A 25851-nucleotide genomic window follows, 5' to 3' on the forward strand; every position below is an offset into this window, starting at 1 on the left:
GTCGCGCCCCGATGGATCAGGCAAAGATATCGGAATTCGTCGGGTTCTTCGGATCGTTGCCGAACCGGTTGGGGCCGCGCGTCCCTTCGATGCACATGAAGATGAACACGATGATGCTGCCGACGTAGGGAATGAAGCCGAGCAGGACCATCCAGCCTGACTTGTCCTGATCGTGGAAGCGGCGGACCTGCACAGCGATGGATGGTATGATGCTGCCGATCCCCCAGATGGCCAGAATCACGACACCGAGCCAGAACAGCGGACCGGGTGTGGCCTCACCACTTTCGTCGAGCGACATGCCGCCTGCAATCATCAATGTTATGCAAACCATGGCGACGATGAAGGTGAACAGCACGAACATCCAGTATTCCTTGCGCTGTGAGCGCCCGGAAAAATCGGCATAGCGCCGGTACGGCATCAGCATCCATTCCATGGTTATTCCCCCTTTTGCTTGCCGCATCGTTGCGCGGATTGGCGAAAGGACCACGAAACGGTTTCGTCTGCAAGCATCGGCGTCACGAAAAAGGGGGCCGTGAAGCCCCCTTCTCCGTCCGGATCGGCGTTAACGCGCGATCAGAAGTTGAACCGGGCCGAGACGCCATAGGTGCGCGGCTGGTTGGGGTAGCCCGAGAGCGAGCCCTGCTGGGCGGGGCTGTCGAAGATCTGCAGCAGGTTGCGGTTGTCGAGGAGGTTACGGCCCCAGACCGACACCGACAGGCCGTTTTCCATCGCATAAGTCAGCGAAGCGTTGACGTCGTTGATTTCCTGACGGAATTCGCGCGCGGCGGCGAGCGCAGCGCTGACATTGCGCGACCCGTCGGGATTGCGGAAGATCAGGTTGGGCAGGCCTTCGACGAGGTTGAACGCGGCTTCATAGTGGTAGTCAGCGCGCAGGATCAGGTGATCGCCATTGCCGAGCGGCTGATCGTAGCTGAACGCCATGGTGGTCGACAGTGGCGAAACACCAGCGGGCGTGCTGCCGCTGAGATCACCGAAGGCCGAAAGCTGGAAGGAATCGTACTTCGGATCAAGGTAGGTCATCGCCAGCGAGAGCGTCAGTTCCTCGGTCGGGTGGACCGCGCCATCGAACTCGATGCCGAAGACCGACTGCTTGCCAGCATTGGCAAGGAAGAAGCCGGTACCGGTGAAGATGTTCGACTGGAAGCCCTTGATCGACTGCTTGAACACCGCAAAGTTGGCGGAGGCGACGCCCCAGTTGCCCTTGAGGCCGAATTCATAAAGCGTCGAATCCTCAGGTGCGGCGAAGCGGCTTCCCGACGAGAGGTTGGACACAGCCAGTCCGCGAGCGCGCAACTGTACAAGGTCGGCTGCGGTCGGGCGGCTATCGCGCGAAAGATTGACCGAGGCGGCTTTGTACCCGGTGGAGTACGCGGCATAGACGTTGACCGTGTCGGTCGCTTCCCAGGCGAGGCGCGCGGTGTAGCTGATGTCGCCATCGCTGATATTGCCCGATTCCACCGCGTTGGGCACGTTCTGGAACGGCGGGAAGAACTGGAACGGCGTGAGACCGAGCAGCGGGTTGAGCGCCGGGTTGGTCGAGGCGGCCGTGGCACCTGCAACGATGGCCTGGAAGATCGGCGCGGTGGCCGCTCCGGTGGCGAATGCCTGGACCGCAGCAGGATTGCCGGGGTTCACGCCGAAGCCGGCAAGGCCCTGCGCAATGCCGCCAGCCCGGCCGAGCGCGATGAAATCAAGCCCGGCGAAGACGTCGTTCGAGGTGGTGTTGGTCGAGTAGTCCTTGGAATCATGGGTGTAGTTCAGCCCGCCGGTGAGCGTCAGGCGATCGGCAATCTTGAAATCGACCTGACCGAAGAACGAATATGCCTCGTTCTTGAGAGCGTACTGTTCCTTCAGCCCCTGACCCGGTCCGAAGAACGTTCCGGTAAGGTTGCGACCGGTAAGCTGCGAAAGCTGGGCTTCAAGCGCCGGAACGCTGGTGCAGGTCGGGGCGGCAACTCGGCAGCCGCTGGCCCCCTGGATCAGCAGGTTGGCGTAAGGACGCGCGCGAGTGCCCCATGAGATGTCGTTCTGCTGATCGACCTTCTCGTTGAAATAGAAGGCGCCAAGCAGGGCGTTGACCGGCCCGTCCCAGTTGGTGGCGGCGCGGAATTCCTGGGTGAAGGTCTTGAGGCGCAGGTTCTGGAAGTTCTTGCCGAGCAGGTCGACGGCGGTGAAGTCCGAATCCTGATCGGTCACCGCATTGGTGCGGCGATAAGCGGTGATCGAGGTCAGCGTGATCGGGCCGAGTTCGTAATCGATCTGGCCCGAAAGGCCCCAGTTCTCGATATTGTTGGTCGAAGCGATGTTGTTGTAGATGACATCGCCGAACTTGTTGGCCGGATCGTTGATGACCGTGTTCGGCGCACCGATGGCCTTGATCGCCGCGCTTGGCGCGGCCTGGCGGATGTTGACGACGGCGCAGCAGTTCTCGTCAATCTTGCTGTAATCGCCGATCAGGCGGACCGAGAGGGCCGTGGTCGGCTCCAGCAGGATCTGGCCGCGCACGAACCAGCGGTTTCGCTCGTTCTCCTGCTCGCCCGTGCCGAGATCCTCGACGAAACCGTCACGGCGGTTGTAGCCACCGGCGATGCTGGCGGCGATGCTTTCGGAAATCGGGCCGGTGATCACGCCCTTGAGCACGAGCGCATCGAAGTTGCCGTAGCTTGCCTCGACATTGCCGCCGAATTCGAACTGCGGCTTGCGCGTGACGAGCGAGATGACGCCGGCGCTGGCGTTCTTGCCGAACAGGGTCGACTGCGGGCCCTTCAGCACTTCGACGCGCTGCACGTCGGGCAAGTCGGCGATCATCGATGCCGAGCGCGAACGATAGACGCCATCGACGAACAGGCCGACCGAGGGTTCGATACCGGCATTGTTGGCGCCGTTGCCGAAGCCGCGAATGTAGAAGTTGGTGTTGGCCGAGCTTTGCAGCTGGTTGACGCGCAGCGACGGGACGAGCGAGGACAGGTCCTTGATGTCGCGGATCTGGGCGCGCTCGATCGTTTCGGCGCTGGTCACGCTGACCGCGACGGGAATGTCCTGCAGGGTCTGTTCGCGCTTCGTGGCGGTAACGATGATCTCGTTGCCATCGACAGCCTCGGGAATGTCGGCCGCCGGTTGGGCCTGTTCCTCGGCCGCCGGGGCGCTGTCCTGGGCGCGAGCGGCAGACGAAAAGGCGAGTGCAAGCCCGCAGGCGCTGGCGAGAAGGGCTGCCTGACCGGTGCGACCGGCAAAGTTCGACTTCATTGTTGCGTTATTCCTTTTGAAGCGCCGGTAGGTTCGTTCGCCCGAAAGCGACCCCCTATCCTGGCAGGACATCCTTTTTCCCTACCCGCATCTTAGGTAGACGACCGGAGCGGAACAATCGGAATGCAGCGGATATTCCCCATTTGCCATGCATTCTGATGCGATGTTGCAAAGTGGTCACACTAGTAACCGGATCAAGCGGCTTGGCCTAGCGCCGCTGACGCTACGTCAAACTGGACGACTATCGCTCCGCAGCGATGAACGACTGATCGGCCCGCAACCTGACTATCTGGAATCAACGGTGTCCTGATAACGCGCACCCTTTTGATTCAGCGTACTTGCCGCAACGCGCACCCTTTTGATTCAGCGTGCTTGCCGCAACGCACAAGAAAGAGTAAGCGCGCGCCGATGTCGGAGCGGGCCATGCCTTGTCCCGCACTCCTGCCGATTCCAAATTGAAAGCCCATTCATGTCCGCCCAGCAGCGCAATATCGCGATCATCGCCCACGTCGACCATGGCAAGACCACGCTCGTCGATCAGCTCTTCCGCCAGTCCGGCACCTTCCGCGACAACCAGCGCATTGAAGAGCGTGCGATGGATTCGAACGATCTCGAAAAGGAACGCGGGATCACCATTCTGGCCAAGTGCACCTCGGTCGAATGGGAAGGCACCCGCATCAACATCGTCGACACCCCCGGCCACGCCGACTTCGGTGGCGAAGTCGAGCGCATCCTCTCGATGGTTGACGGCGTGATCCTGCTGGTCGACAGCTCGGAAGGCGCGATGCCGCAGACCAAGTTCGTCACCGGCAAGGCGCTGGCGCTCGGCCTCAAGCCGATCGTCGTCGTCAACAAGATCGACCGTCAGGACGAGCGCACGCAGGAAGTGCTCGACGAAGTATTCGACCTGTTCGTCAGCCTCGAAGCCAACGACGAGCAGCTCGAATTCCCGGTGCTCTACGCTTCGGGCCGCAACGGTTATGCCAGCGACGATCCGCTTGCCCGCGAAGGCACGCTGACGCCGCTGTTCCAGACGATCGTGGACCATGTGCCCGCGCCTTCAGCCGACCCCGACGGTCCGTTCAAGTTCCTCGTGACGCTGCTTGACCGCGACAATTTCCTTGGCCGTATCCTTACCGGTCTGGTTTTCTCGGGCTCGGTCAAGACCAACCAGGCAATCCACGCGCTCGACAACGACGGCAACGTCATCGAAACCGGTCGCGCCTCGAAGATCATGACCTTCCGCGGGCTTGAGCGCGTGCCGACCGACGAAGCGGTCGCGGGTGACATCATCTCGATCGCGGGCCTGACCACAGCCACCGTTTCGAACACCATCTGCGATCCTTCGGTCAGCGAGCCGCTGCACGCACAGCCGATCGATCCGCCGACACTGTCGATGCGCTTCGCCGTCAACGATTCGCCGATGGCGGGTCGTGAAGGTTCGAAGGTCACCAGCCGCATGATCCGTGACCGCCTTGAGCGCGAAGCTGAGTCCAACGTGGCGATCAAGGTCACCGAAAGCAGCGACAAGGACAGCTTCGAAGTGGCCGGCCGCGGCGAACTTCAGCTGGGCGTGCTGATCGAAACGATGCGCCGCGAAGGCTTCGAGCTCGGCATCAGCCGTCCGCGCGTGCTCTATGGCGAAGACGAAAGCGGCCAGCGCACCGAGCCTTACGAAACGGTCGTGATCGACGTGGACGATGAATTCGCCGGAACCGTTGTCGAGAAGATGGCGACCCGCAAGGGCGAAATGACCGACATGCGTCCTTCGGGCGGCGGCAAGACCCGCATCACCTTCTCGGCGCCTTCGCGCGGGCTGATCGGTTACCACGGCGAGTTCCTTTCGGACACGCGCGGCACCGGGATCATGAACCGCCTGTTCGAGAAGTATGGACCGCACAAGGGCCGGATCGAAGGCCGCAAGAACGGCGTCCTGATCTCGAACGGCGCCGGTGAAGCCAATGCCTATGCGCTCGGCCCGCTGGAAGAGCGCGGCATCCTGTTCGTCGGCGTGGGCACGCCTTTGTACGAAGGCATGATCATCGGCGAGAACGCCAAGCCGGAAGACCTCGAAGTCAACCCGATGAAGTCGAAGCAGCTGACGAACTTCCGTTCGACCGGCAAGGACGACGCCATCCGCCTGACCCCGCCCAAGGTGATGACGCTGGAACAGGCTATCGCCTACATCGACGACGATGAAATGGTGGAAGTGACGCCGAAGTCGATCCGTCTGCGCAAGGCCATCCTCGACCCGAACGAGCGCAAGAAGGCGTCGCGGAAGAAGGAAGCGGCCTAAAGCCGCCGGGGCGGAAGAAGGAAGCGGCGTAAAGCCAAACAAAAAAGGGCGGTCCTTGCGGGCCGCCCTTTTTCGTTGAACTATCGCCGTCCGTTCAGAAGCGGAAGCCGACTGTCGCGCGCAGCGAGTGCGTGTCGAAGTACTTGTCGGTCAGGCGAAGGTTGGTGCCGCCGCCGTTGAGCAGGAACGGGTTGGTGGCCGCTGCCGTACCCGGACCCACGGCGACCGTGTACTTGTTGTCCTTGTAACGGCTGTAGAGATATTCGAGGCCCAGCGAGATGTTGTTCGTCACCATGATCTCGGTGCCGCCGCCTGCCTGATAACCCCAGACCATCTTGCCGTCGTTGTTCTCGGTGAAGCTGTTGGCGGCGTTGGTGGTCGAGAAATCGTGGTTGATCTTGGCGTAGCTTCCGCCGCCAGTGGCATAGAACAGCGCGCCGCCGCCGGGGGTGTAGCCAAGGCGTGCGCGGGCCGAGATCGCGTAACGCATTTCACGGTCGATGCGGTAGGCGGCGGGCGTGGAGCTGAAGGCCGACGAGCGTTCCTTCATCTCATTGTCAGAGCCTTCGATCAGGGCACCAAACACGATATTGCCTGCGCGCTTGTCGAAGCCGATGCGGGCTGCGTAGTCGACGCCGGCCTTGTCCTTGCGGCAACCGTCCGCGCGGGTACGGCCATTGGCGCCGCCGTTGCAGAAGCCGGGGCCGAATGCGTTGGCGCCGGTCGTGGTGGTGACCGTCTCGCCATAGTTGCCGTCGCGGTTCGTGTCGAAGCTGAACGAGCTGCCGTTCTCGCCATTGAGGGCAATGCCGCCGGCGCCCTGAACATAGACGCCATCAAAATGGCTTTCGCGGTCCCACTGCGCATCCTGCGCCATTGCAGGCATGGCCACGAGTGCGGCGGACGCGGCCAATGGCCACGCGAAGCGATTACGGTTGCTCATGAATGTTCCTCATTTTCAACGCCCTAGGGCCGTCACGCTGACAACTGCGCTCACCTTCGATGGTTTCCTGCCCAAGCAAAAATTCGTTGAAAATCTGGCCCGAAATGGATGAGGCCGCAGATCTACAGCGTTTTCGCGCCGGGAACTCGGCATCTCGCCAAGGCCGATGAACGGGTCTATGGGCCTGCCATGAGCACTCCCAACCCATCAGCGCATCCCACCGATCTGGCGGGACTTCGCGTGGCGCTGTTCAGCGGCAACTACAACTACGTCCGCGATGGCGCGAACCAGGCGCTGAACCGGCTGGTCGGATACCTGCTGCGGCAAGGGGCGGACGTGCGGGTCTACGCGCCAAAGGTCGAGAGCCCCGCTTTCCCCGCCACCGGCACGCTGGTGGGCATCCCGTCGTTCGCCATTCCGGGCCGCGCCGAATATCGCTTCCCGATGTCGCTCAGCCCGCGAGTGCGCCGCGATCTGCGTGCCTTCGATCCGCATGTGGTGCACGTTTCCTCGCCCGATGTGGTGGCGCACCGCGCCGTTTCGTGGGCGAGGCACCGCAAGCTGCCAATTCTGGCCTCGGTGCACACCCGGTTCGAAACGTACTTCCGCTATTACAACATGGCCTGGATGGAGCCGGTGGTCGTGGCGCTGATGCGGCGGTTCTACCGGCGCTGCGACGCGCTTGTGGCCCCTTCGGAATCGATGGCGCAAGTGCTGCGCGACCAGCGCATGAACTATGACATCGACATCTGGTCACGCGGGGTGGACCGCGACATTTTTCATCCCGGCGCGCGCGATCTCGAATGGCGGCGTTCGTTCGGGATTGCCGACGACGAAGTGGCGATCGGGTTCCTTGGCCGACTGGTCATGGAAAAGGGGCTCGACGTCTTTTCGGATTCGATCGACCAGCTTCAGCGCAAGGGCGTGAAGCACAAGGTGATCGTGGTTGGCGAAGGCCCGGCGCGCGACTGGTTTACCGCCCGGTTGCCCGATGCGGTGTTCGTCGGCTTTCAGGGCGGCGCGGATCTGGGCCGCGCAGTGGCGAGCATGGACGTGCTGTTCAATCCGTCCGTCACCGAGACGTTCGGCAACGTCACCCTGGAAGCCATGGCTTGCGCCGTGCCGGTGGTGGCAGCCGCCGCAACCGGGAGCCAGAGCCTTGTCGACGACAACGTTTCAGGCCGTTTGATCGCGCCGGGCGCGGTACGGCAATTTGCCGAAGCACTGCGCTGCTATGTCGAGGATGCGGGCTTGCGCGCGCGGCATGGCGCGGCTGGCGAAGAGCGCAGCCTCGAATTCTCGTGGGACCGGATCAACCAGGCGGTGGCTGATACCTACTTGCGGCTGGTACGGCAGAAAGCCGCGCGCAACCGCCGCTGAGGCTTAGCGCAGCACACCTGCCGCCGCCATTCGCCGAGCGTACCAGAGGAAAAACAGCAGGGACGCCCAGATGACAACGGTCATCACCAGCATCACCGGGCTGTACATCGAGGCAGGCATCGCCCCGTCGGCGAACTGATAGACCTGGCTGACGGCGAGCCCGAGCAATGAAGCGGCAAAGGCCGTCACGGCATGGCGTGACCGTATCAGCAGCAGCACCGAGCCGAGCAGTGAGCCCCACACGCCAATGGCCCAGAACGCGCTGAGCCATGCCGGGAAGGTATCCATATAGGCGATTTCTGCTTCACCCATGCCGACAGAGGTCATGTATTTGACCGGATCGAGCTTGGTCATCGTGTAGTCGTAGCAGCCAAAGCTGTTCCACAGCAGGCTGAGCACACCGACGACCCAGAGATGGGCTGGTGTGCGAACCGATGTTGCTTGCAGGTTCTCCATGATGGCTCTCCCCCCGGAGCGCGTTTGCAGCTGCTCCGGGGCAAAGATACCATGGACCACGCCCTCTTCAAAGCGGCGCGAGAGGGCGGATTCGTGGAGCATCAGAGGCGTTCGATCCTGCGTGCTACCTCATCGAGCATGTCCGCTATGGCGTGTGCGGTTTCCGTGCTGAAGCCCTCGGCCATGGCGCGGTTGCGCAGGACTGCGTGAAGATTGCCCATGGCGCGGCGGACGGGCGGGCTTTCCGAGCGTTCGCGCTGGTCGCCCAGCGACTTGAGCTTGGCGACGATGGCAGCGACCTCGTCTGCTCGGGCAACGAGTTCGGTGCGTCCGGCGTCGGTCACGGCGAAGGCCTTGCGCGGTCCCTCGCCCACTGCCTCGGCAATCAGGCCTTCATCGACAAGCAGAGCCAGTGTCGGATAGACCACGCCGGGGCTTGGCGCATATTCGCCGCCCGCAAGATCCCCTACGGCGCGGATCAGGTCGTAGCCATGGCGCGGAGCCTGGGCGACAAGATCGAGCAGGAGCAGGCGCAGTTCGCCGCCCGCGAACATGCGTCCGCCGCGCCGACCGCGACCTCCGCCACCGCCGCCCCGCCCGCCGAATGGACCACCTTCACCGAAAGGTCCGCCCTCACCGAACGGGCCGCCGAAGCGCCCGCCCATCATTGCCGCCAGTTTGGCAGCGCGGCGGTCGATACCGCCCCCGTTGCAGCCGCGCGAATGGCGGCCATGTTCGAATCGCATTTCAATTCCTTTTCGTTTCGATGGCTCTAAGATATATCTTAATTGCATCTGTGCAAGAGGCGGGTGCAATTTTTTGCAGGCCCTCCTATCTGGGAGAGACATGGCCGATCTCTTTGCCCCGCTCCCGCAGGACCGTCCTCCGCCCTCCCCCAGCGCCGAAGCGCCGCTGGCCGACCGGTTGCGCCCGCACGACCTTTCGGAAGTAATCGGACAGGATCACCTGACCGGACAGGACGGCGCAATCGGGCGGATGGTGGCGGCGGGCAAGCTGACCTCGATGATCCTGTGGGGACCGCCGGGCACCGGCAAGACCAGCATCGCCCGCCTGCTCGCCGAGGCGGTGGGTATGCGTTATGTGGCGTTGAGCGCGGTGTTTTCAGGCGTTGCCGATTTGAAGAAGGCCTTTGCCGAAGCCGAAGCGATGGGCCTTGCCGGGCGGCGGACGCTGCTGTTCGTGGACGAAATCCACCGCTTCAACCGCGCGCAACAGGACGGCTTTTTGCCGTTCGTCGAAAACGGCACGATCACGCTGGTCGGCGCGACGACCGAGAACCCGAGCTTCGCGCTCAACGCCGCGCTCCTTAGCCGCGCCCAAGTGCTGATCCTGCACCGGCTTGGCGCAGAAGCGCTCGGCACATTGCTTGACAGGGCCGAGGACATTACCGGCCTGCGCCTTCCACTCACGCCGCCCGCGCGTGAGGCGCTGGTGGCCTCGGCCGATGGCGATGGACGGTTCCTGCTCAACCAGGCCGAGATGCTGTTCGACGTATCGCTGCCCGCGCCGCTGGATCCCGAGGCATTGGGCAAGTTCCTGATGCGGCGGGTGGCGGTCTACGACAAGGACCGCGACGGGCACTACAACCTTATCTCGGCGCTGCACAAATCGCTGCGCGGGTCCGATCCGCAAGCCGCGCTATATTACATGGCGCGGATGCTGGTGGCGGGCGAGGAGCCGCTCTACGTGTTGCGACGACTGGTGCGCTTTGCATCCGAAGACATCGGCCTGGCCGATCCGCAAGCTCTCATCCAGTGCCTCGCCGCCAAGGACGCCTACGAGTTTCTCGGCAGTCCCGAGGGGGAACTGGCGATCGTGCAGGCCTGCCTTTATCTGGCCACAGCGCCCAAATCGAACGCCGCCTATTCGGCGTACAAGTCGGCGTGGAAATCGGCGCGCGAAACCGGGTCGCTCAGCCCGCCCGCCAATATCCTCAACGCGCCGACCAAGCTGATGAAGGACATCGGCTATGGTGCGGGTTATGCTTACGATCATGACGCCGAGGACGGTTTTTCGGGCGCGGACTACTGGCCGGAAGGCATGGCGCCGCAGACCTATTACCGCCCCGTCGAACGCGGATTCGAGCGTGAAGTGGCCAAGCGGCTCGAATGGTGGGACCGCAAGCGCCGCGAACGCGCTGGCGAATGACGCCGATGCACTTCGGCCATTTCGTGGCCATTGATTGGTCCGGAGCAGCGGGCGAGCGGCACAAGGGTATCGCGGTGGCCATGGTTGGACGCGGGGCTGACGCGCCAAGGCTGGTGCGACCGGGGCACCGCTGGTCGCGCGCCGAAGTGCTCGAATGGTTGCTGGACGATCTGCCAGACGATGCGCTCGTCGGCATGGACCTGGGCATTTCATTGCCATTTGCGGAGCGGGGCGGGTTCTTTCCGGGGTGGAATGATAGCCCGGCAAGCGCACACGATCTTTGGGCCATGATCGACCGCATCTGTGAGGGTGAACCGCATCTGGGCGCGTCCTCGCTGGTCGATCACGCCGAGCTATCGGCCTATTTCCGGCGGCACGGCGGGCGCGAGGGGGAGCAGTTCGGCGGGGGCATGGGCCGGTTCCGGGTGACCGAGGCGGCGCAGCGGCGGCTGGGATGCAAGCCCTATTCGAACTTCAATCTGGTGGGCGCGGCGCAAGTCGGCAAATCGAGCCTGACGGGAATGCGCCTGCTCCACCGACTGGCGGGCCGCGTGCCGGTATGGCCGGTCGATCCCCTGCCCGCGCACGGCCCGGTGCTGTGCGAGATCTACACAACAATCGCGGCGATGGCGGCAGGGCGCACGGCAGGACGGTCAAAAATGCGCGGGGCGGCGGAACTGGATGCGGCGTTGCTGGCGCTGGGATCACAGCCGTCTGGCCTGCATGGCCCGCTCGACGATCATAGTTGCGACGCGGTCCTGACCGCTGCGTGGTTGCGGAATGCGGCGCGCGACCCGCGTTTGTGGCACCCGCGCGAACTTTCCGCAGAAATTGCCGCAACCGAGGGCTGGACGTTCGGGGCATTCTGACGCTAGAGGCATGTCCGACGACGCGGGCCGGCTTAGCTCAGTTGGTAGAGCACCTGATTTGTAATCAGGGGGCCAGGGGTTCGAATCCTCTAGCCGGCACCATTCGCGTCGGGTTCCCGCTGCCAACCAGGCGAGAGCCAACGCCTTTTCGAGTAAGTTCCCGGGCCAAATCTGCGTTCGGGCGGTGCTTCGCAACCTCGCGATAGATGCGCGCATATGCCGCGGCCATGGTGTCTGCTCCGAAGGCCGTTGCGCAATCGCGCGCGGAGGCGCCAAGACGTGCGGCTCCCTCCCTGTCGATGATCAAGCGGTGCATCGCGGTGGCAAGCGCTGCGGGCGAGCGCGCCGGTGCATAGCACACGGCATTGCCCGCCATGGCGCGCAGCGACGGCAGATCGCTGACCACGCACGGTAGTCCTGCTGCCATGGCCTCCATGAGCGCAAGCGGCATGCCTTCGGCGCGCGAGGGCAGCAGGAAGCCGTGGCACGGACGAAGGAACTCCGCAGGATTGCCAACTTGCCCTGCAAGCCGGAGCCAGGGCCTGCTATGCTCGAGATCTTCCAGCGCTGGCCTGCCTTCCCCGTCGCCCGCGACATGAAGTTCGAGGAGGTGGCCCGCCCGGACCAGCATGTCTGCTGCGGCCACGGCGTCGGCATGGCCCTTTATCGCATCCAGGCGCGAGAGCATGGCGAAGCGGAATGGCCAACCTGACGCGGGTTGGGTGGGCATTGGCCCGGCAAACAACCGTGTGTCGATCCCATTGGGAACGACACTCACATCGCAGCCGGACAGGCGACTGTATGTGCGCGCCATGTCATGCGAAACGGCGGTCAAACGGTCCATCGCGCGCAGCGATTGGCGGATCGGCCAGAGCCAACGGCGAGTACCCTGAAGCCCGACATGCATGGTGGCGATGCTGGGTGGCGCGTCGCGCCAGCCTTTCAGAGCCTGCGCGAGATGGCAGGCGGGAATATGGCCTTGCGCTTGGATGACGTCGATCTGCTGGTCAGCTAGCAGAGTGCGCAGCCGTTTGGCAAAATCCGGAGTGGTGCGATCCAGTTGCCAGTAAGGCGCGGCGGGCGTGAGCGTCGCGGTGTGTGGCGCGGCCAGCTCGTAGCCGATCAGGATGGGCGCTATGCCGTGGGCCGCCCCTGCTGTGCAAAGAGTATTGGCGATACGCTCGCGCCCACCGACCGCCATGTTCGGCAGGAAGTGGGCAACGCGGAGCGGGCGCTGCGTCACCGCGTCAGCCCAGCCGGGCCATGGCCATGGCTGTGTACTTGCGGTTGCTCGGTCCATGCTTTTCGATCCGCGCGGCGGATTCGCAGTGGCAATTGGGGCAATTGAGCGCAAAGGCATCGCGCGCGGCGGCATGATGACCGGGCGTGTAGAGAATGTCCCGCAGCCGTTTTTCATGCAGGTTGCCGAGCGGAAAAGTGACGTAGCACAACATCACCGAGCCGTCCGCGCCGATCCACAACAGCTTGCGCGCATCGCAGGGCACGCGCATCGCCGACTGTTTGAGCGCCCAGTCCTCAAGCGAGACCAGCGCCATCGGCGAGGCGGTAAGCAAGTCAGGCTGGCGGTCCTTGATGGCGAGCAGGTGGTCGATGCTTCGGCGCAAGTCGTCTGCATCCTCGGGCCGAAACTGGAGTTCAGTTTCCGGGCCGTCCTGGAAATAGGGCAGAGAATAGTGGACTACGTCGATCTGGACGGCGGCGTCGTAACGCTCGGCGAAGCGGCGCATTTCCTCGATCGCGGGCACATTGGCGGTCTGGCGTGAGAGCAGAAAGTTGAACTGCAGGTCGAGCTTGTCCGGCCCGAACGCGCGCCGGGTGGCGTCAAGGCTCTCGATCAGGCGGGCGTGGCGGCCGGGACGCTGGACATAGGCGTCGAACGCCGCGCCCTGCCCGTAATAGCCCATGGTGATCTTGCGAAGGCCTGCACCGTGCAGCGCATCGATCTTCTGGTCGAGAATCAGCGCGTTGGTCGTCATGTAGCAGCCGACGCCTTGGGCATTTGCCAGTTCGACCATGCGCACGACGTCGGGGTGGAGCAGCGGTTCACCGCCGTAGAGCCGCACCGCCGGGACCTTGGCTGCCGCAGCGTCCTCGATCAGATCGCGGTAGATTGCGAAAGGCATTTGCGCGCCGGGCATGAAATCGCGCCCATAATTGCAGCCCTTGCAGCGCAAGTTGCAGTGCGCAGTGATGGCGATGGTGATCTTTTCTGTGTTGGCGCGGATCATGCCCGGCCAGATCGCACCGGCAGCGGTCAGCGCGCGCTCCCCGGCGCGATAGCCGGATTTCAGCAGCGGCGCGGTGGCAGGCACGGCCTTGGCAAGCTTGCGTGCGGTCGCGGCAATGGCCATCGGCATGAACTCCCAGACTGGAGCGTTCTGCCTATGAACGGTACGGGAGCGTCACAACTGCTGGTTCAGCGTGGTCCCATGTTGGGACGACTGGCCGGTAAAGTGTTGATGCGGCTCAGCAACCGGAGGCTACCCGCCTTACCCGCGTCCGCGATAGGACTGCACGCCCTGATCGGGCAGCCACAGGCCTGCGGGCGGCGGACCCGACTGCCAGAACACGTCGATGGGAATGCCGCCGCGTGGATACCAATAACCGCCGATCCTCAGCCAGACGGGCTGCATTTCAGCGAACAGACGCTGGCCGATGCCGACAGTCACATCCTCGTGGAAGCCCGCATGATTGCGGAACGAGCCGAGGAACAGCTTCAAGGCCTTTGATTCGACGATGGTTTCTCCCGGCGCATAGTCGATCACGAGGTGCGCAAAGTCGGGCTGGCCGGTAACCGGGCAGAGCGAGGTGAATTCGGGCGCGGCGAAGCGGATCATGTAAAGCGTGCCGGGGCGCGGATTGGGCACGTAGTCCAGAGCGGCCTCTTCCGGGCTTCCCGGAAGCGCGCTGGTCTTGCCAAGATGAAGCGGTCCTTCGCCTGCCATCGTTGAAACGTCCTTGATCTGTGACCGCAAGGGTCCATGATTTCGCGAAGGCCCATGCACTTGCCGCAGCCAGAGGGCAAGTCGGCGGTGCGTGCCCGTTGGTTCAGCCCGCATTAAACCGCAGGAGCATGTTCGCAGTTTCATGATGAGGACCAAGGGGCCGATTTCGCTGAAGGGTATGGTTGCAGTCGCCGCGCTGGCGCTCGCCGGGGCAGGCGTTTCCGCGCATGCGCAAAATGCTGGAACGTATCAGCTTCCGCCTTCGCCAACGCCTTCGGCGAGCGCACAAGGCCCGGTGGTGGCCGATGCGCCGCCACCGCGCGTGGCTGCCACACCGAGCGCAGCACCGAGCCCTGCACCAACGCCGACTGTTTCGGTGACGCCAGTGGCGGTGCCTTCTCCGCGCCCGACTGCTCGCCCTTCGCCGAGCGCGACAGCTACAGCGGCGACACCGCGAGCAAGCGCGGCTGTGCCTGTGTCCGCCCCGCCAGCGACAATTGCAACGCCTCCACCGACCGAGACGTCGCCATCAACTGCGCCACCGCTGCCCTCCTTCATTCCTGACCAGAGTGCACCCGCCGAAGCGCAAGTCCAGCCGGATCCCGCAGAGGACGGCGTGCACCCGGTCGTCTGGCTGGCGCTGGCCATGGCGCTGCTCACCGCAGGAGTGGCGGCACTGGCGCTTCATCGTCGCCGATCACAGGAAAGCGAACCGGCGTTCGCGCCACCCGTGTTGGGCAAGGCACCTTCCGCGCCACCCCCGCCCGTTGCCGAGCCAGCGCCGCCGACCCCGAAGTCTGCGCATGCTGCCGCCTTGACGCTGGATCTCGATGCAGCGCGGATGAGCGCCAGCCTTGTCAACGCAACGCTCGCCTATCGCATCACCCTGAACGCCGGAGCCGACATCGAGGAGATCATCCTGCGCGGGGACATGACCTCAGCCCATGCTTCGCGCCCGGACGAGGAGCAATTCGGTCTGAATGAAGCGCCAATTTTGCACCGGTTGGCGCGGATCGAGGCCGGAAGCACGACGGAACTCGGCGGCGAAATTCGCCTGCCTCTGGCGATGATCACGCCAATTCGCCACGGGTCCGCGGCGATGTTCGTGCCGCTTGTCCGCATCGAAGCCGCTGGAATGGCCGCCGATGGGCCAGTGCGGGTCCGCTCGGCATTCGTGATCGGACTGGATGAACAGGGCGCGGCGCGGCTGCAACCGTTCCGGCTGGACCAAGGCCCGCGCGTCTATCAGCAGGTCGGGAGCCGCACGCTTGCCGTCCCTGCCTTCGGCTGATTTCAAACCTCGCTCTTTTCCCGCTCGACGCCCCCCGACCACGCGTCTAGTCTTGCTCTGACGAACCCGCGACAGACGGGTCGCATGACGCAGGCAGGAGCACGAAAAACCATGGATTCACTGGTTTCCACCCAGTGGCTCGCGGACGAAATGGGCGCGAGTGACCTTCGCATAGTCGACGCAACGGCATTCCTGCCGGAGCATGGGCGCAACCCGCTCATGGAATACGAAGCGTGCCACATTCCGGGCGCCGTGTTCATGGACCTGTCCGAACTGGTCGACGAAAAGTCCCCGGTTCCCAACACCCTCCCGTCGCCCGAAAAGTTCGCCAGCCGGATGCAGGCGCTGGGCCTCGGTGATGGCAGCCGCATCGTGATCTACGACGACAGCCCGGTGAAGACCGCCACCCGCGCCTGGTTCATGCTGACCATGTTCGGTGCGCAGAATGTCGCACTGCTCGATGGCGGGATCGCCAAGTGGAAGGCCGAAGGGCGCAAATGCGCGCAAGGACGCGAGAAACTGCGCGAACGGCATTTCACCGTGTGGTCGGATGACAGCAACGTGCGGTCCAAGGACGATGTGCTTGCCAACCTTTCGACCGGAACCGCGCAGATGATCGACGCGCGCGGCGCCGGGCGGTTCACCGGCGATGTGCCCGAAACCAACCCGGCACTGGCAAGCGGGCACATCCCCGGCGCGCGCAACCTTCCTTATTCGAGCCTGTTCGGCCCCGATGGCACATGGAAATCGCCCGAGGCCATCCGCGCCGCGTTCGAAGCTGCGGGGATCGATCTGGAACGCCCGCTGATTTCGTCGTGCGGATCGGGCATGACCGCCAACGTCCTGATCTTTGCCGCACACCTGATCGGCAAGGACGATGTCGCGCTCTACGATGGCTCCTGGAGCGAATGGGGCATGGACCCGGCAACGCCGAAAGCTAAGGGGGCGGCCTGATTATCCCGGGGATCGTAAAGCGGTCGAACTGACCCGGCGTTGCTGCTAGTAGCCAGGGCAATGAGCAAATTTTCTGACGAGACCGAACTGGGTATGGGCACGCGCGGCGTGCTTGCGGGCAGGCCGGGTGAGTGGACGGGCACCCCCGGCCATCCCGGCGCCGTGGTCAATCCGGCGGTATGGCGCGCGTCCACGCATCTCTATCCCGACATGGACGCGCTTCGGGCGCATGCGGCCAATCAGGACGGCAAGTTCTATTACGGGCGGCGCGGCGGGCCGACGCAGTGGGCGCTGGCTGAGGCACTGACGCAGCTTGAACCGGGCGCAGCGGGGACGGTGCTCTATCCGTCGGGCGTGGCGGCGATTGCCGGCGTGCTGCTGACGGTGCTGCGACCGGGCGATGTGCTGCTGATGACCGACAATGCCTATGAGCCGAGCCGGGTCATGGGGCGCGGATTGCTCAGGGATTTCGGGATCGATACGCGCTGGTTCGATCCCACCGACATCGCATCGTTCGAGGCTGCCTGTTGCGAGCGAACCCGTGCGGTCCTGCTCGAAAGCCCCGGCAGTCTGACGCTGGAAGTGCAGGACGTGCCTGCGCTAGCCGCTGCAGCCAAGGCGCGCGGGCTCGTGACCGTGCTCGACAACACCTGGGCCTCGCCGCTTGGCTTTGCAGGCCTCGCCCATGGCGCGGACATCACGGTGATGAGCTTGACCAAGCACGTGTCCGGCCATTCCGATTGCATGATGGGCTGCGCCAGCGCTGGCGAGGACTGGTATCGCAAGCTGCGCCTGCGCGCGCAGGGGATGGGCAATGTCGTTTCGCCCGACGATGCCTCGCTGATGCTGCGGGGCTTGCGGACGATGAAACTGCGACTGGAGGCAGAGACGGGGTCGGCGCTGGCCATCGCCTCGTGGCTCGTAGGCCGCGCAGAAGTGGCGCGGGTGCTGTGTCCGATGCTGCCGGGATCGCCCGGGCATGAACTATGGCTCCGCGATTTTACCGGAGGCTGCGGGCTGTTCAGCTTCGTGCTGAAGGGCGGGACGTCGGAGGCGCGCGACGCCCTGATCGACGCGCTCGACCTGTTCGGCATCGGCTATTCGTGGGGCGGGTTCGAGAGCCTTGCAACCCCGGTCGACCCCGCTTCGATCCGCACGGCAAGCCCATGGCCCCTGCCCGGCATGGACGCTGCCGACCGCTTCGGCGTGCGCCTGTCCATCGGGCTTGAGGACACCGCCGATCTGATCGCGGACCTCGGGCGCGCACTGACCTTGTGGTCGGTGCATGGGGACGTGGCATGAACCCGGTGAAGAAGCAGATCGCCGAGGGGATCCGCGTGCTCAACGAAATCGGCTTCGACATCGGCAATTACCATATCTCGGTCTGGGGCGCGCTTCGCATCGTTATCGTGATGGTGCTGGTGTTCGTCGGTGCGCAACTGGTGAGCAAACTGGCGCGACGGATGTTCCGGCGGATCGACAGTCTCGACCGCACGCAGCAGTTGCTGGGCGAAAAGCTGGCCTCGATCGCGGTGTGGGCCGTGGCAATTCTGGCGGGCATCGATGTTCTCGGCATCAGCCTGACCGCGCTGACGGTATTTTCGGGCGCGTTCGGCCTCGCCATCGGCTTCGGCCTGCAGAAGACTTTCGGCAACCTGATCGCCGGGATCATCCTGTTGATGGACCGTTCGATCAAACCGGGCGACGTCATCGCGGTGAACGACGGCAAGGGCAATTCGTTCGGCGAGGTCAAGAAGATCGGCATCCGCGCGGTTTCGGTCACCACCCGCGACAACCGCGAGTATCTGATCCCGAACGAGAACCTGATGACCAGCCAGGTCGAGAACTGGTCCTATTCCTCACGCGAGGTGGCGATCACAATTCCGGTCGGCGTGGCCTATGGCAGCGATCTCGATCAGGTGGAAAAGCTGCTGCTCGAAGCGATCAGTTCCTGCCAACGCGTCTTGCCGTTCCCCTCGCCCGGCGTGTTGCTGAGCGCGTTCGGGCCGAGCAGCATCGATCTGTCGATGGTCGTGTGGATCGACGATCCCGAAGCGGGCGTCGGCAACGTGCGCTCCGAAGTGTTGTGGAAAGTGTGGCGGTTGTTCCGCGAGAACAGCATCGAAATCCCCTTCCCGCAATCGGACCTGAACCTGACGGACAGCGAGGGATTGCGGGTTCTCGCCGATGCTTTGGCCAAGCGGGACTCCGGATCAAGTCCGGGGTGACGGGGATTGGGGACAAGCCCGCCCCAGCGCTAAAGCTGATCTAGGCCTGCAACAAACCATTCTCGCTGGTTTGTTGCGGTGCACACGCCCATCTGCACTCCATGAGCAATCCCGTTTCCAGAATCAGTGACGGCAGAATCGGAACCGTGTTCCTTGTCGGCGCAGGCCCCGGCGATCCGGACCTGTTGACGCTGCGCGCCGCGCGTCTGCTGATGGGTGCTCGCGTGCTGGTGCATGACGGGCTGGTCGATCCCGCGATCCTCGCCATGGCGCCCAAGGGCTGCCGGATGATCTCGGTCGCCAAGCAGCGCTCGCGCCACACGATGCGGCAGGATGAGATCAACGCGCTGCTGGTGCGTGAGGCTCTGGCCGGGAACGATGTGGTCCGTTTGAAGGGCGGCGATCCCTTCGTGTTTGGCCGCGGCGGTGAAGAGGCCGAGGACTGCGCCGCGGCTGGCGTGCCGGTTCAGGTCGTGCCCGGGATCAGCGCGGCAATGGGCGCGGCAGCCACAGCGATGATCCCGCTCACCCACCGCGACGCTGCCAGCATCGTCACATTCGTGGCGGGCCAGTGCAAGGGCCTGACCGACCAGAACTGGGCGGGCCTTGCAGGCGTTGGCCGCACGCTGGTGATCTACATGGGCGTCGCCACGGCTGAGGCGATTGCGGAAAAGCTGATGGCAGACGGGCTGGCGCCCGGCATGCCGGTGGCCGTCGTCGAAAATGCGGCGCGGGCCGAAATGCGGGTGTTGCGCGGGGCCTTGGCGGGTCTTGGCGCAGTAGTCGCGGGTAACAAGGTCAAGAGTCCTGCTCTCATCATCGTTGGTGAAGTGGCAGGCCGGGGAGACATGATGGAATTGCAGCACGTACTCGAGGTGGCGAAATGAAGATCATCACCGGAAATGACCTCCGCACCGGCGACGTGATCTGGTGGACCGGCGAAGGCTGGTCGCGCCATGTCAACGATGCGGTCGACGCAGGCGAACACGGCGACGCGATCATCGCGCGCGAGAACGCCAAGCAGATCGTGACCGACACGCACGTGATCGACGCGACGGTGACCGCCGAAGGCGTGCGCCCCGCGCACATCAAGGAGCGTATCCGCGCCTTGGGGCCCACGGTGCGCCTCGACCTTTCCCTCAAGCCTGCCGATCCTGCTGCCGGCAACTGGGTGATCTGACATGTATCAGTACGACCAATATGACCAGGCGATGGTCGATGCCCGCGTTGCGGAATTCCGCGACCAGGTGGAGCGCCGCCTTGCCGGTGACATCACCGAGGACCAGTTCAAGCCGCTGCGCCTGAAGAACGGCCTCTATCTCCAGCTTCACGCCTATATGCTGCGCGTCGCGGTGCCCTATGGCACGCTGAGCAGCCGTCAGATGCGCCTGCTCGGCGATATCGCGGACAAGTACGACCGCGGCTATGGCCACTTCACCACGCGCCAGAACATCCAGTACAACTGGATCAAGCTGGAAGACGCGCCCGACATTCTGGCCGATCTCGCCTCTGTCGAGATGCACGCGATCCAGACCAGCGGCAATTGCATCCGCAACACCACGTCCGACCAGTTTGCAGGCGCGGCGGCGGACGAACTGGTCGATCCCCGCCCCTATGCCGAGCTGCTGCGCCAGTGGTCGACCTTCCATCCGGAGTTCGATTACCTGCCGCGCAAGTTCAAGATCGCCATCATCGGATCGGAAACCGACCGTGCGGCGATGAAGCTGCACGACATCGGCATCCAGCTGGTGAAGAACGACGCGGGCGAAATCGGCTGCCGATTCTATATCGGTGGCGGCATGGGCCGCACGCCAATGATTGCCCCGGTGATCGGCGATTTCGTGCCGCCGCTCCAGATGATTTCCTATCTGGAAGCCGCCTTGCGCGTCTACAATCGTTATGGCCGCCGCGACAACAAGTACAAGGCGCGCATCAAGATCCTCGTCCACGAAATCGGTGCCGATGAATATCGCCGCCAGGTGGAAGAAGAGTTCGCCCACATCCTCACGCTCGGCCTTGAACCGCCAGCGGCTGAACTGGAGCGGATCAAGGGCTTCTTCGAACAGCCCGGTTTCGTCGCCGATGCCTCGGACGATCTGGACCTGTCCGATCCTGACTTCGCGCTGTGGGTGGATCAGAACACGCACGCCCACAAGCGCGCGGGATATACCATCGTCAACATCAGCCTGAAGCCGGTCGGCGGCATTCCGGGCGATGCAAGCGCAGACCAGATCCGCCTGATGGCCGATCTCGCGCTCGAATATTCGTTCGACGAACTGCGCGTGACCCACGCCCAGAACATCGTCCTGCCGCACGTGAAGAAGGCAGACCTTTACGCTGTCTGGCAGAAGCTGGACGCAGCGGGCCTTGCCAACGCAAACCTCGACCTGATCGGCGATATCATCGCCTGCCCAGGCCTTGATTATTGCGCGCTGGCCAATGCCCGTTCGATCCCGGTGGCGCAAAAGATTTCGGAACGCTTTGCCGACCTCGGTCGCCAGCGCGAACTGGGTGAGCTGAAGCTGAAGATCTCGGGCTGCATCAATGCCTGCGGACATCACCACGCAGGCCACATCGGCATCCTCGGGGTCGACCGCAAGGGCGTGGAGAATTACCAGCTCTCGTTCGGCGGATCGGAAGGCGCAGATACGTCGCTCGGCACGATCACCGGCCCCGGCTTCAATGAAGACGGCATCGTCGATGCGGTCGAAAAGGCCACCGACGTCTATCTCGCCCAGCGCGCTGACGGCGAACGCTTCCTCGATACTTATCGCCGCATCGGCATGGCCCCGTTCAAGGAGGCGATCTATGCCAAGGAGCCTGTCAATGGTTGAACAGAACTTGCGTTACCGGAGCGATGAGCCGGTGGGCGATCCGGCAGTGACGGTCGATGCCTTCGCCGATCAGTCGAACGCCACCGCCGTGCGGATCGAACCGGGCGACGATGCGCGCGCATTGCTGCCGCATCTTGACCGCATCGCACTCGTGGAAGTGAACTTCCCGGTCTATGGCGACGGTCGCGGCTATTCGGCGGCACGCATCCTGCGCGAGCATGGCTATGCGGGTGAACTGCGCGCAGTGGGCGATGTGCTGCTCGACCAGCTTTCGCACATGCGGCGCTGCGGGTTTGACAGCTTCGCGCCCGAGCAGCCGATCAGCGTCGAGGCCGCCGAAAAGGCCTTCGCGACATGGCCCGAGGTCTATCAGAAGACCGTCGATGGCCGCCCCGCGATCTGGGCCAAGCGCCACCCCGCTTGAATGCCTGTGATCCGCTCCGAATGGACACCTCTGCAATGGACCAGACCGTGACTCGCAATCTCGACCGCAAGATCGACCTGATCGACACCGGGCCGCGTTTCAGCGACACCGATGCGATCCGGCTCAACAACCTGTTCCGTGGCACCGATTCGCAGGACATGCTGCGCTCGGTGATCCGTGACGGGCTGGCGGGCGATCTTGCGGTGGTGTCCAGCTTCGGGGCGGAAAGCGCGGTGCTGCTGCATCTGGTGGCACAAGTGGACAAGGGCCTGCCGGTGCTGTTCCTCGAAACGCACAAGCACTTCCCCGAGACGATCAGCTACCGCGACCAGCTCGTCGACGTGCTCGGCCTGACCAATCTGGTGATCGTCGAGCCGGACGCGGAACTGATTGCGAAGAAGGACGACAACGGCTTGCGCTGGTCGTGGGACCCGGATGGCTGCTGCGAGATCCGCAAGGTCGAGCCGCTGGCCAAGGCGCTCCTCCACTACGACGCCTCGATCACCGGGCGGAAGGGCTTCCAGTCCAAGACCCGTGCGGGCCTGCCCCGCTTCGAGATCGACCGTTCGGACGCGCAGGGGCGTTTCAAGATCAATCCGCTGGCGTCATGGTCGAAGGACATGCTCGAGGCTTACTTCACCGAGCACGGCCTGCCCGCGCACCCTCTGGTCGCGCAAGGTTACCCCTCGATCGGCTGCGCCCCCTGCACCACCCGCGTTGCTCCCGGCGAAGACCCACGCTCGGGCCGCTGGAAAGGCTGGGACAAGACCGAATGCGGCATCCATTCGCCGACCGACGGGACGCCGGGCGACGAACTGCCACCGGGATACGATCCGGTTTTCTAATTCCCGACGAGGACGAACGGCGCCCAAGTGGCGGGGTGCGCTCCGCCAGGAACCTTCTTGTCTTTCATGATCGCCAGTTGGGCGCGGCGCAGGGCTTCGGCGCGCGTTGCGCCGCTCCGCGCGCCTTGCAGCGTATCGAGCGTGAGCCGGCTGGCCACGTCATCGCGGACCGGCCAATGCGACAGCAGAAGCGAGCGCGCGCCCGCAGCGACGAACGAGCGCGCCAGCCCTGAAAAGGTCGGCGCGCTTTCGCCATCGCCCGCACTGGTGTCGCAGGCTGACAGGATCACCCAATCGGCATCGAGCCGCAGCTTGGCAATTTCCGACGCGGTCAGCAGGCCATCATCGAGGTCACTCGGGCTGTCGGGCGGGGTCAGGACCAGCGCCGGTTCGATCAGATCGCGGAAGCTGCCGCCGACAAGGCCATGCGTCGCAAAGGCAATCACGCTCGCCTGTTCGAGCGGCGCGGCCTTGACCGCCGTCTCGGTTGCATCGGCGCCGATCAGCAGCGACGGCTGACCGGAGAAGCCGCTGGCCATCTGGCGCAGTTCGTCGGCAGCGCCGGGGAGGCTGGCAAGTTCGCGCAGGGCCTTGGCGCTGGTGTCGCCCGAGCGGAGCAACGGCGCGGACCGCGTGGCCAGCCGTACGGGCTGGCCCAGCACGGGCGCGCCAATGCCGGCAAAAGTCAGCGCGCGCTTGCCCTGCGGGCGCTCCGGCAGCGGAACTGCAGCCAGCGGAATGGAAACAGCATGCGTTTCGGCAAGCCAGTGCGTGCGCCGCAGCGCACCGGATGCGTCATCCGCGCCCTTCGGAGCCTCGGTGACGAGCGCGGCAAATGGTAGCGCAGCAAGGCCGCCAGTGGCCAGAATGCGCAAATCGGGCGAGCCCTTCACAGCCTCACGGATCGGCTGCGGGAACAGCGCCTGATAGAGTTCAAACGCCGCCGTCCGGTCGAATGCGCCCTGCCCGCTATTGGCAAGGCCAAGGTCGATCGAGCCGCGCAAACGCTTTTCGAGATCGAGCAATAGGCGCGGGGCAATTGGCGTGGTGGCGGCGACCGCCTTCTGTGGAGTTACCGCCAGCACGATCAGACCCTCTTCGTCCTGCCCGTAGAGGATCAACGCCTGGCCTTTGCCCAGCGACTTCTGCGCGGCGGCAAGCGTGGCCGGTTCAACCGCTGTCCGGATCGAGTAGCCGGGAATGAGCGCTGCAAGCCGCGAGTCTTCGGCGCGAATATTGGCATCGACAGCGGCCAGTTGGCGGTTCAGGTCCTCGGCCTGTTCGCCTTTCCCCGCCGCCACTTGCGCGTTGAGCGTGCGACGCAGGCGCGCGCCGTCTGCCGCGAATGCCTGATAGCGGCGAATAACTTCGGTGGCTTCCGAACTGTCCGACGCGCGCAACATGGCAAGGCTCGACATGGCGCTTTGCAGATCGCCGAGGTTGGCGAGTTGCAGAGCTTCGAACGCCTGCACCGGGTCTCCTGCGGACATGGCGAGGCGGGCCTGCTGGACGAACAGGAAGTGATACTGTTCGGCAAGGCGCGTCACTTCACTGCGCGGCGTGGCGCGATCCAGCAGGCGCGTGCGGGCGGGAGCGAGTATCTCGCGTGTGCGCGACAAGGCGCCGGTCCTGTCACCCTTGCTGGCGGCGATCTGCTCGGCAAAGACCATGCCGGCCAGACGGCGGGCGTTCGATTCAAGTGCGCGCTTGCGGAAGGCTTCGTTGGCGTGGGCCAGCAGCGGCAACGCGTCTGCGCTCCGGCCATTGGAAATGTATTCCTTGGCCAGATTCACTTCGGCGAAGATGACATCAGGATGTTCCGGCGATGCTGCGCGCTCGCGTCCGATGCGCAGGGCCTTTTCGCGCAATGCGAGTGAGGCCGCCTTGTCCCCACGCCAGGAAGCCAGCCGTGCAACCTGCCCGATGGCTGTGGCCGCAATCGTCGGGTTGTTCTGATTGTTGCTCTTCTCGAAGATTTCGGCGGCGCGCTCGTAAAACGGCAGCGCCTCCTCCTTGTGACCGGAGTTATCGAGCGCAAAGCCCAGTGCGCTGAGGGAAAACGCAATATCGGTGTGGCCCGCAGGATAAGCCTTCACGCGCAAATCGAGCGTGCGACGGATAACCGGGATCGCCTGCGCATAGAGACCGGAATCGCTGAGGGATGTGCCAAGCTGGTTGAGCGTGGCCATCGTGACGCGGTGATCTTCGCCCAGATGCGTCTCCGCCCAGACCGCTGCTTCGCGCGCCGGTTCGATGGACGAGGCGGTATCGCCAGCCTGGATCAGCAGCGCGGCAAGGCTGAGGCCGAAAATGGCGGGCTGTTCGAGATCGTCGCCGGTGAGGTTGGCATGCGAGCGCGCGATGCGAAGGGCTTCGCGCACGCGCGGCAGAGCCTTGAGCGGCTCACCCTGACGAAATTCGACAAGCGCCATGCCATAGAGTGCAGAGGCATATTCGATACTCTGGGTTCCGGCGGCCTGCGCGGTCAGGTCCAGTGCGCGCAGCTTGTAGCGTGTGGCCTCTTCCAGCTTGCCGAGCGAGGAATAGAGCGAGCCGATGTTGTTGACCAGTTCGGCCCGGTCAGCAGTCATCGGATACTTGCCCGAATCCAGTTCCGCCTCGAGCTTGTGGTAGATGCCCAGCGCCTCATCATAGCGATCCAGCCAGAACAGGGCGTTGGCGCGGCTGGCTTCCGCGTAGATCATATCAAGGCGGTCAATGCCTTTCGCCCGCCGCGCACGGGCCAGCACGGCATCGATCTTTGCAAGCGCCTCGTCAGGCTTGCCGGCGGTGTCCATGGTCTTGAGCGCCTTGACCTCGTCGATCAGGTTGGGCGCTACCGAACTCTTTGCTGGTTCGGCCGCATAGGCATTGCACGGCACCGCCACTGCAAGAGCGGCTGCCCAGATCATCCTCGCCATTTTCAGCA

The 25851-nt window shown here is 64.1% G+C and carries 23 protein-coding genes and 1 tRNA gene; 14 read left to right on the plus strand and 10 right to left on the minus strand.

The genetic code is table 11. The features are described from left to right. Positions 1 to 16: 16 nt before the first annotated feature. Both RM192_RS12015 and RM192_RS12020 read right to left on the minus strand, forming a co-directional pair. Entirely contained in the window at positions 17 to 433 is a 417-nt protein-coding gene (locus tag RM192_RS12015) for a DUF805 domain-containing protein (RefSeq protein WP_311507790.1), read from the minus strand. Positions 434 to 573: 140 nt separating this feature from the next. Beyond that, entirely contained in the window at positions 574 to 3267 is a 2694-nt protein-coding gene (locus tag RM192_RS12020; RefSeq protein ID WP_311507791.1) for a TonB-dependent receptor domain-containing protein, read from the minus strand. Between the two features lie 469 nt (positions 3268 to 3736). On the opposite strand from RM192_RS12020, the gene typA reads away from it, so the two are divergent. After that, the gene (typA, locus tag RM192_RS12025; RefSeq protein WP_311507792.1) at positions 3737 to 5563 is read left to right on the plus strand and encodes a translational GTPase TypA; all 1827 of its coding nucleotides are present in this window, start codon (positions 3737 to 3739) and stop codon (positions 5561 to 5563) included. Positions 5564 to 5657: 94 nt separating this feature from the next. On the opposite strand, the gene RM192_RS12030 is transcribed toward typA, so the two are convergent. After that, the gene (locus tag RM192_RS12030) at positions 5658 to 6506 is read right to left on the minus strand and encodes an outer membrane beta-barrel protein (protein ID WP_311507793.1); all 849 of its coding nucleotides are present in this window, start codon (positions 6504 to 6506) and stop codon (positions 5658 to 5660) included. 189 nt (positions 6507 to 6695) lie between these two features. Here RM192_RS12030 and RM192_RS12035 point away from each other — a divergent pair, with 189 nt between their 5' ends. Further along, a complete protein-coding gene (locus tag RM192_RS12035; RefSeq protein WP_311507795.1) occupies positions 6696 to 7886 on the plus strand; it encodes a glycosyltransferase family 1 protein in 1191 nt (396 codons plus the stop codon). 3 nt (positions 7887 to 7889) lie between these two features. On the opposite strand, the gene RM192_RS12040 is transcribed toward RM192_RS12035, so the two are convergent. Then, complete coding sequence (locus tag RM192_RS12040) at positions 7890 to 8342, minus strand: hypothetical protein (RefSeq protein WP_311507796.1); 453 nt, start codon at positions 8340 to 8342, stop codon at positions 7890 to 7892. A 101-nt stretch (positions 8343 to 8443) separates the two neighbouring features. After that, positions 8444 to 9088, minus strand: coding sequence for a PadR family transcriptional regulator (locus RM192_RS12045; protein ID WP_311507797.1), 645 nt, complete (start codon positions 9086 to 9088; stop codon positions 8444 to 8446). 100 nt (positions 9089 to 9188) lie between these two features. On the opposite strand from RM192_RS12045, the gene RM192_RS12050 reads away from it, so the two are divergent. From RM192_RS12050 to RM192_RS12060, 3 genes are all read left to right on the plus strand, one after another. Then, positions 9189 to 10511: a replication-associated recombination protein A gene (locus RM192_RS12050; protein ID WP_311507798.1), complete on the plus strand. Its 1323-nt coding sequence runs from the start codon at positions 9189 to 9191 to the stop codon at positions 10509 to 10511. Beyond that, entirely contained in the window at positions 10508 to 11380 is an 873-nt protein-coding gene (locus tag RM192_RS12055; RefSeq protein WP_311507800.1) for a hypothetical protein, read from the plus strand. Before RM192_RS12050 ends, RM192_RS12055 begins: the two co-directional genes overlap by 4 nt. A gap of 26 nt (positions 11381 to 11406) precedes the next feature. Further along, positions 11407 to 11482: transfer RNA gene (locus RM192_RS12060), tRNA-Thr, on the plus strand. On the opposite strand, the gene RM192_RS20070 is transcribed toward RM192_RS12060, so the two are convergent. From RM192_RS20070 to RM192_RS12080, 4 genes are all read right to left on the minus strand, one after another. Beyond that, positions 11445 to 12740 carry a glycosyltransferase family 4 protein gene (locus RM192_RS20070; protein WP_409233832.1) on the minus strand — a complete coding sequence of 432 codons (1296 nt, stop codon included), beginning with the start codon at positions 12738 to 12740 and terminating at the stop codon, positions 11445 to 11447. The genes RM192_RS12060 and RM192_RS20070 overlap by 38 nt on opposite strands. Beyond that, the gene (locus RM192_RS12070) at positions 12628 to 13752 is read right to left on the minus strand and encodes a radical SAM protein (protein WP_311507802.1); all 1125 of its coding nucleotides are present in this window, start codon (positions 13750 to 13752) and stop codon (positions 12628 to 12630) included. Before RM192_RS12070 ends, RM192_RS20070 begins: the two co-directional genes overlap by 113 nt. 138 nt (positions 13753 to 13890) lie before the next feature. After that, on the minus strand, positions 13891 to 14346 hold the full coding sequence (gene queF, locus RM192_RS12075; protein WP_311507804.1) for a preQ(1) synthase: 456 nt from the start codon (positions 14344 to 14346) through the stop codon (positions 13891 to 13893). 249 nt (positions 14347 to 14595) lie between these two features. Beyond that, entirely contained in the window at positions 14596 to 14904 is a 309-nt protein-coding gene (locus RM192_RS12080; RefSeq protein ID WP_311507805.1) for a hypothetical protein, read from the minus strand. Positions 14905 to 14962: 58 nt separating this feature from the next. On the opposite strand from RM192_RS12080, the gene RM192_RS12085 reads away from it, so the two are divergent. The 9 genes from RM192_RS12085 (at position 14963) to RM192_RS12125 (ending at position 22922) form a co-directional block, all read left to right on the plus strand. Then, the gene (locus RM192_RS12085) at positions 14963 to 15637 is read left to right on the plus strand and encodes a hypothetical protein (protein ID WP_311507806.1); all 675 of its coding nucleotides are present in this window, start codon (positions 14963 to 14965) and stop codon (positions 15635 to 15637) included. A 111-nt stretch (positions 15638 to 15748) separates the two neighbouring features. Next, entirely contained in the window at positions 15749 to 16591 is an 843-nt protein-coding gene (sseA, locus tag RM192_RS12090) for a 3-mercaptopyruvate sulfurtransferase (RefSeq protein WP_311507807.1), read from the plus strand. A 60-nt stretch (positions 16592 to 16651) separates the two neighbouring features. Next, a complete protein-coding gene (gene metC, locus RM192_RS12095) occupies positions 16652 to 17893 on the plus strand; it encodes a cystathionine beta-lyase (RefSeq protein WP_311507808.1) in 1242 nt (413 codons plus the stop codon). Beyond that, positions 17890 to 18819: a mechanosensitive ion channel domain-containing protein gene (locus RM192_RS12100; protein WP_311507809.1), complete on the plus strand. Its 930-nt coding sequence runs from the start codon at positions 17890 to 17892 to the stop codon at positions 18817 to 18819. The genes metC and RM192_RS12100 overlap by 4 nt, the downstream gene beginning before the upstream one ends. 101 nt (positions 18820 to 18920) lie before the next feature. Further along, complete coding sequence (cobA, locus tag RM192_RS12105) at positions 18921 to 19706, plus strand: uroporphyrinogen-III C-methyltransferase (protein ID WP_311507811.1); 786 nt, start codon at positions 18921 to 18923, stop codon at positions 19704 to 19706. After that, entirely contained in the window at positions 19703 to 19999 is a 297-nt protein-coding gene (locus RM192_RS12110) for a DUF2849 domain-containing protein (RefSeq protein ID WP_311507812.1), read from the plus strand. Before cobA ends, RM192_RS12110 begins: the two co-directional genes overlap by 4 nt. Position 20000: 1 nt before the next feature. Continuing rightward, complete coding sequence (locus RM192_RS12115; RefSeq protein ID WP_311507813.1) at positions 20001 to 21653, plus strand: nitrite/sulfite reductase; 1653 nt, start codon at positions 20001 to 20003, stop codon at positions 21651 to 21653. Next, positions 21646 to 22077, plus strand: a complete 432-nt coding sequence (locus RM192_RS12120) for a DUF934 domain-containing protein (protein WP_311507814.1) — start codon at positions 21646 to 21648, stop codon at positions 22075 to 22077. The genes RM192_RS12115 and RM192_RS12120 overlap by 8 nt, the downstream gene beginning before the upstream one ends. 35 nt (positions 22078 to 22112) lie before the next feature. Further along, positions 22113 to 22922 (plus strand): phosphoadenylyl-sulfate reductase, encoded by an 810-nt coding sequence (locus tag RM192_RS12125; protein WP_311508625.1) that lies wholly within the window; start codon positions 22113 to 22115, stop codon positions 22920 to 22922. On the opposite strand, the gene RM192_RS12130 is transcribed toward RM192_RS12125, so the two are convergent. Next, entirely contained in the window at positions 22919 to 25843 is a 2925-nt protein-coding gene (locus tag RM192_RS12130) for a CHAT domain-containing tetratricopeptide repeat protein (RefSeq protein WP_311507815.1), read from the minus strand. The two genes, RM192_RS12125 and RM192_RS12130, sit on opposite strands and share 4 nt — an antisense overlap. Positions 25844 to 25851 lie beyond the last annotated feature (8 nt).

The sequence above is a fragment of the Novosphingobium sp. MMS21-SN21R genome, from assembly GCF_031846015.1.
Lineage (GTDB): Bacteria > Pseudomonadota > Alphaproteobacteria > Sphingomonadales > Sphingomonadaceae > Novosphingobium.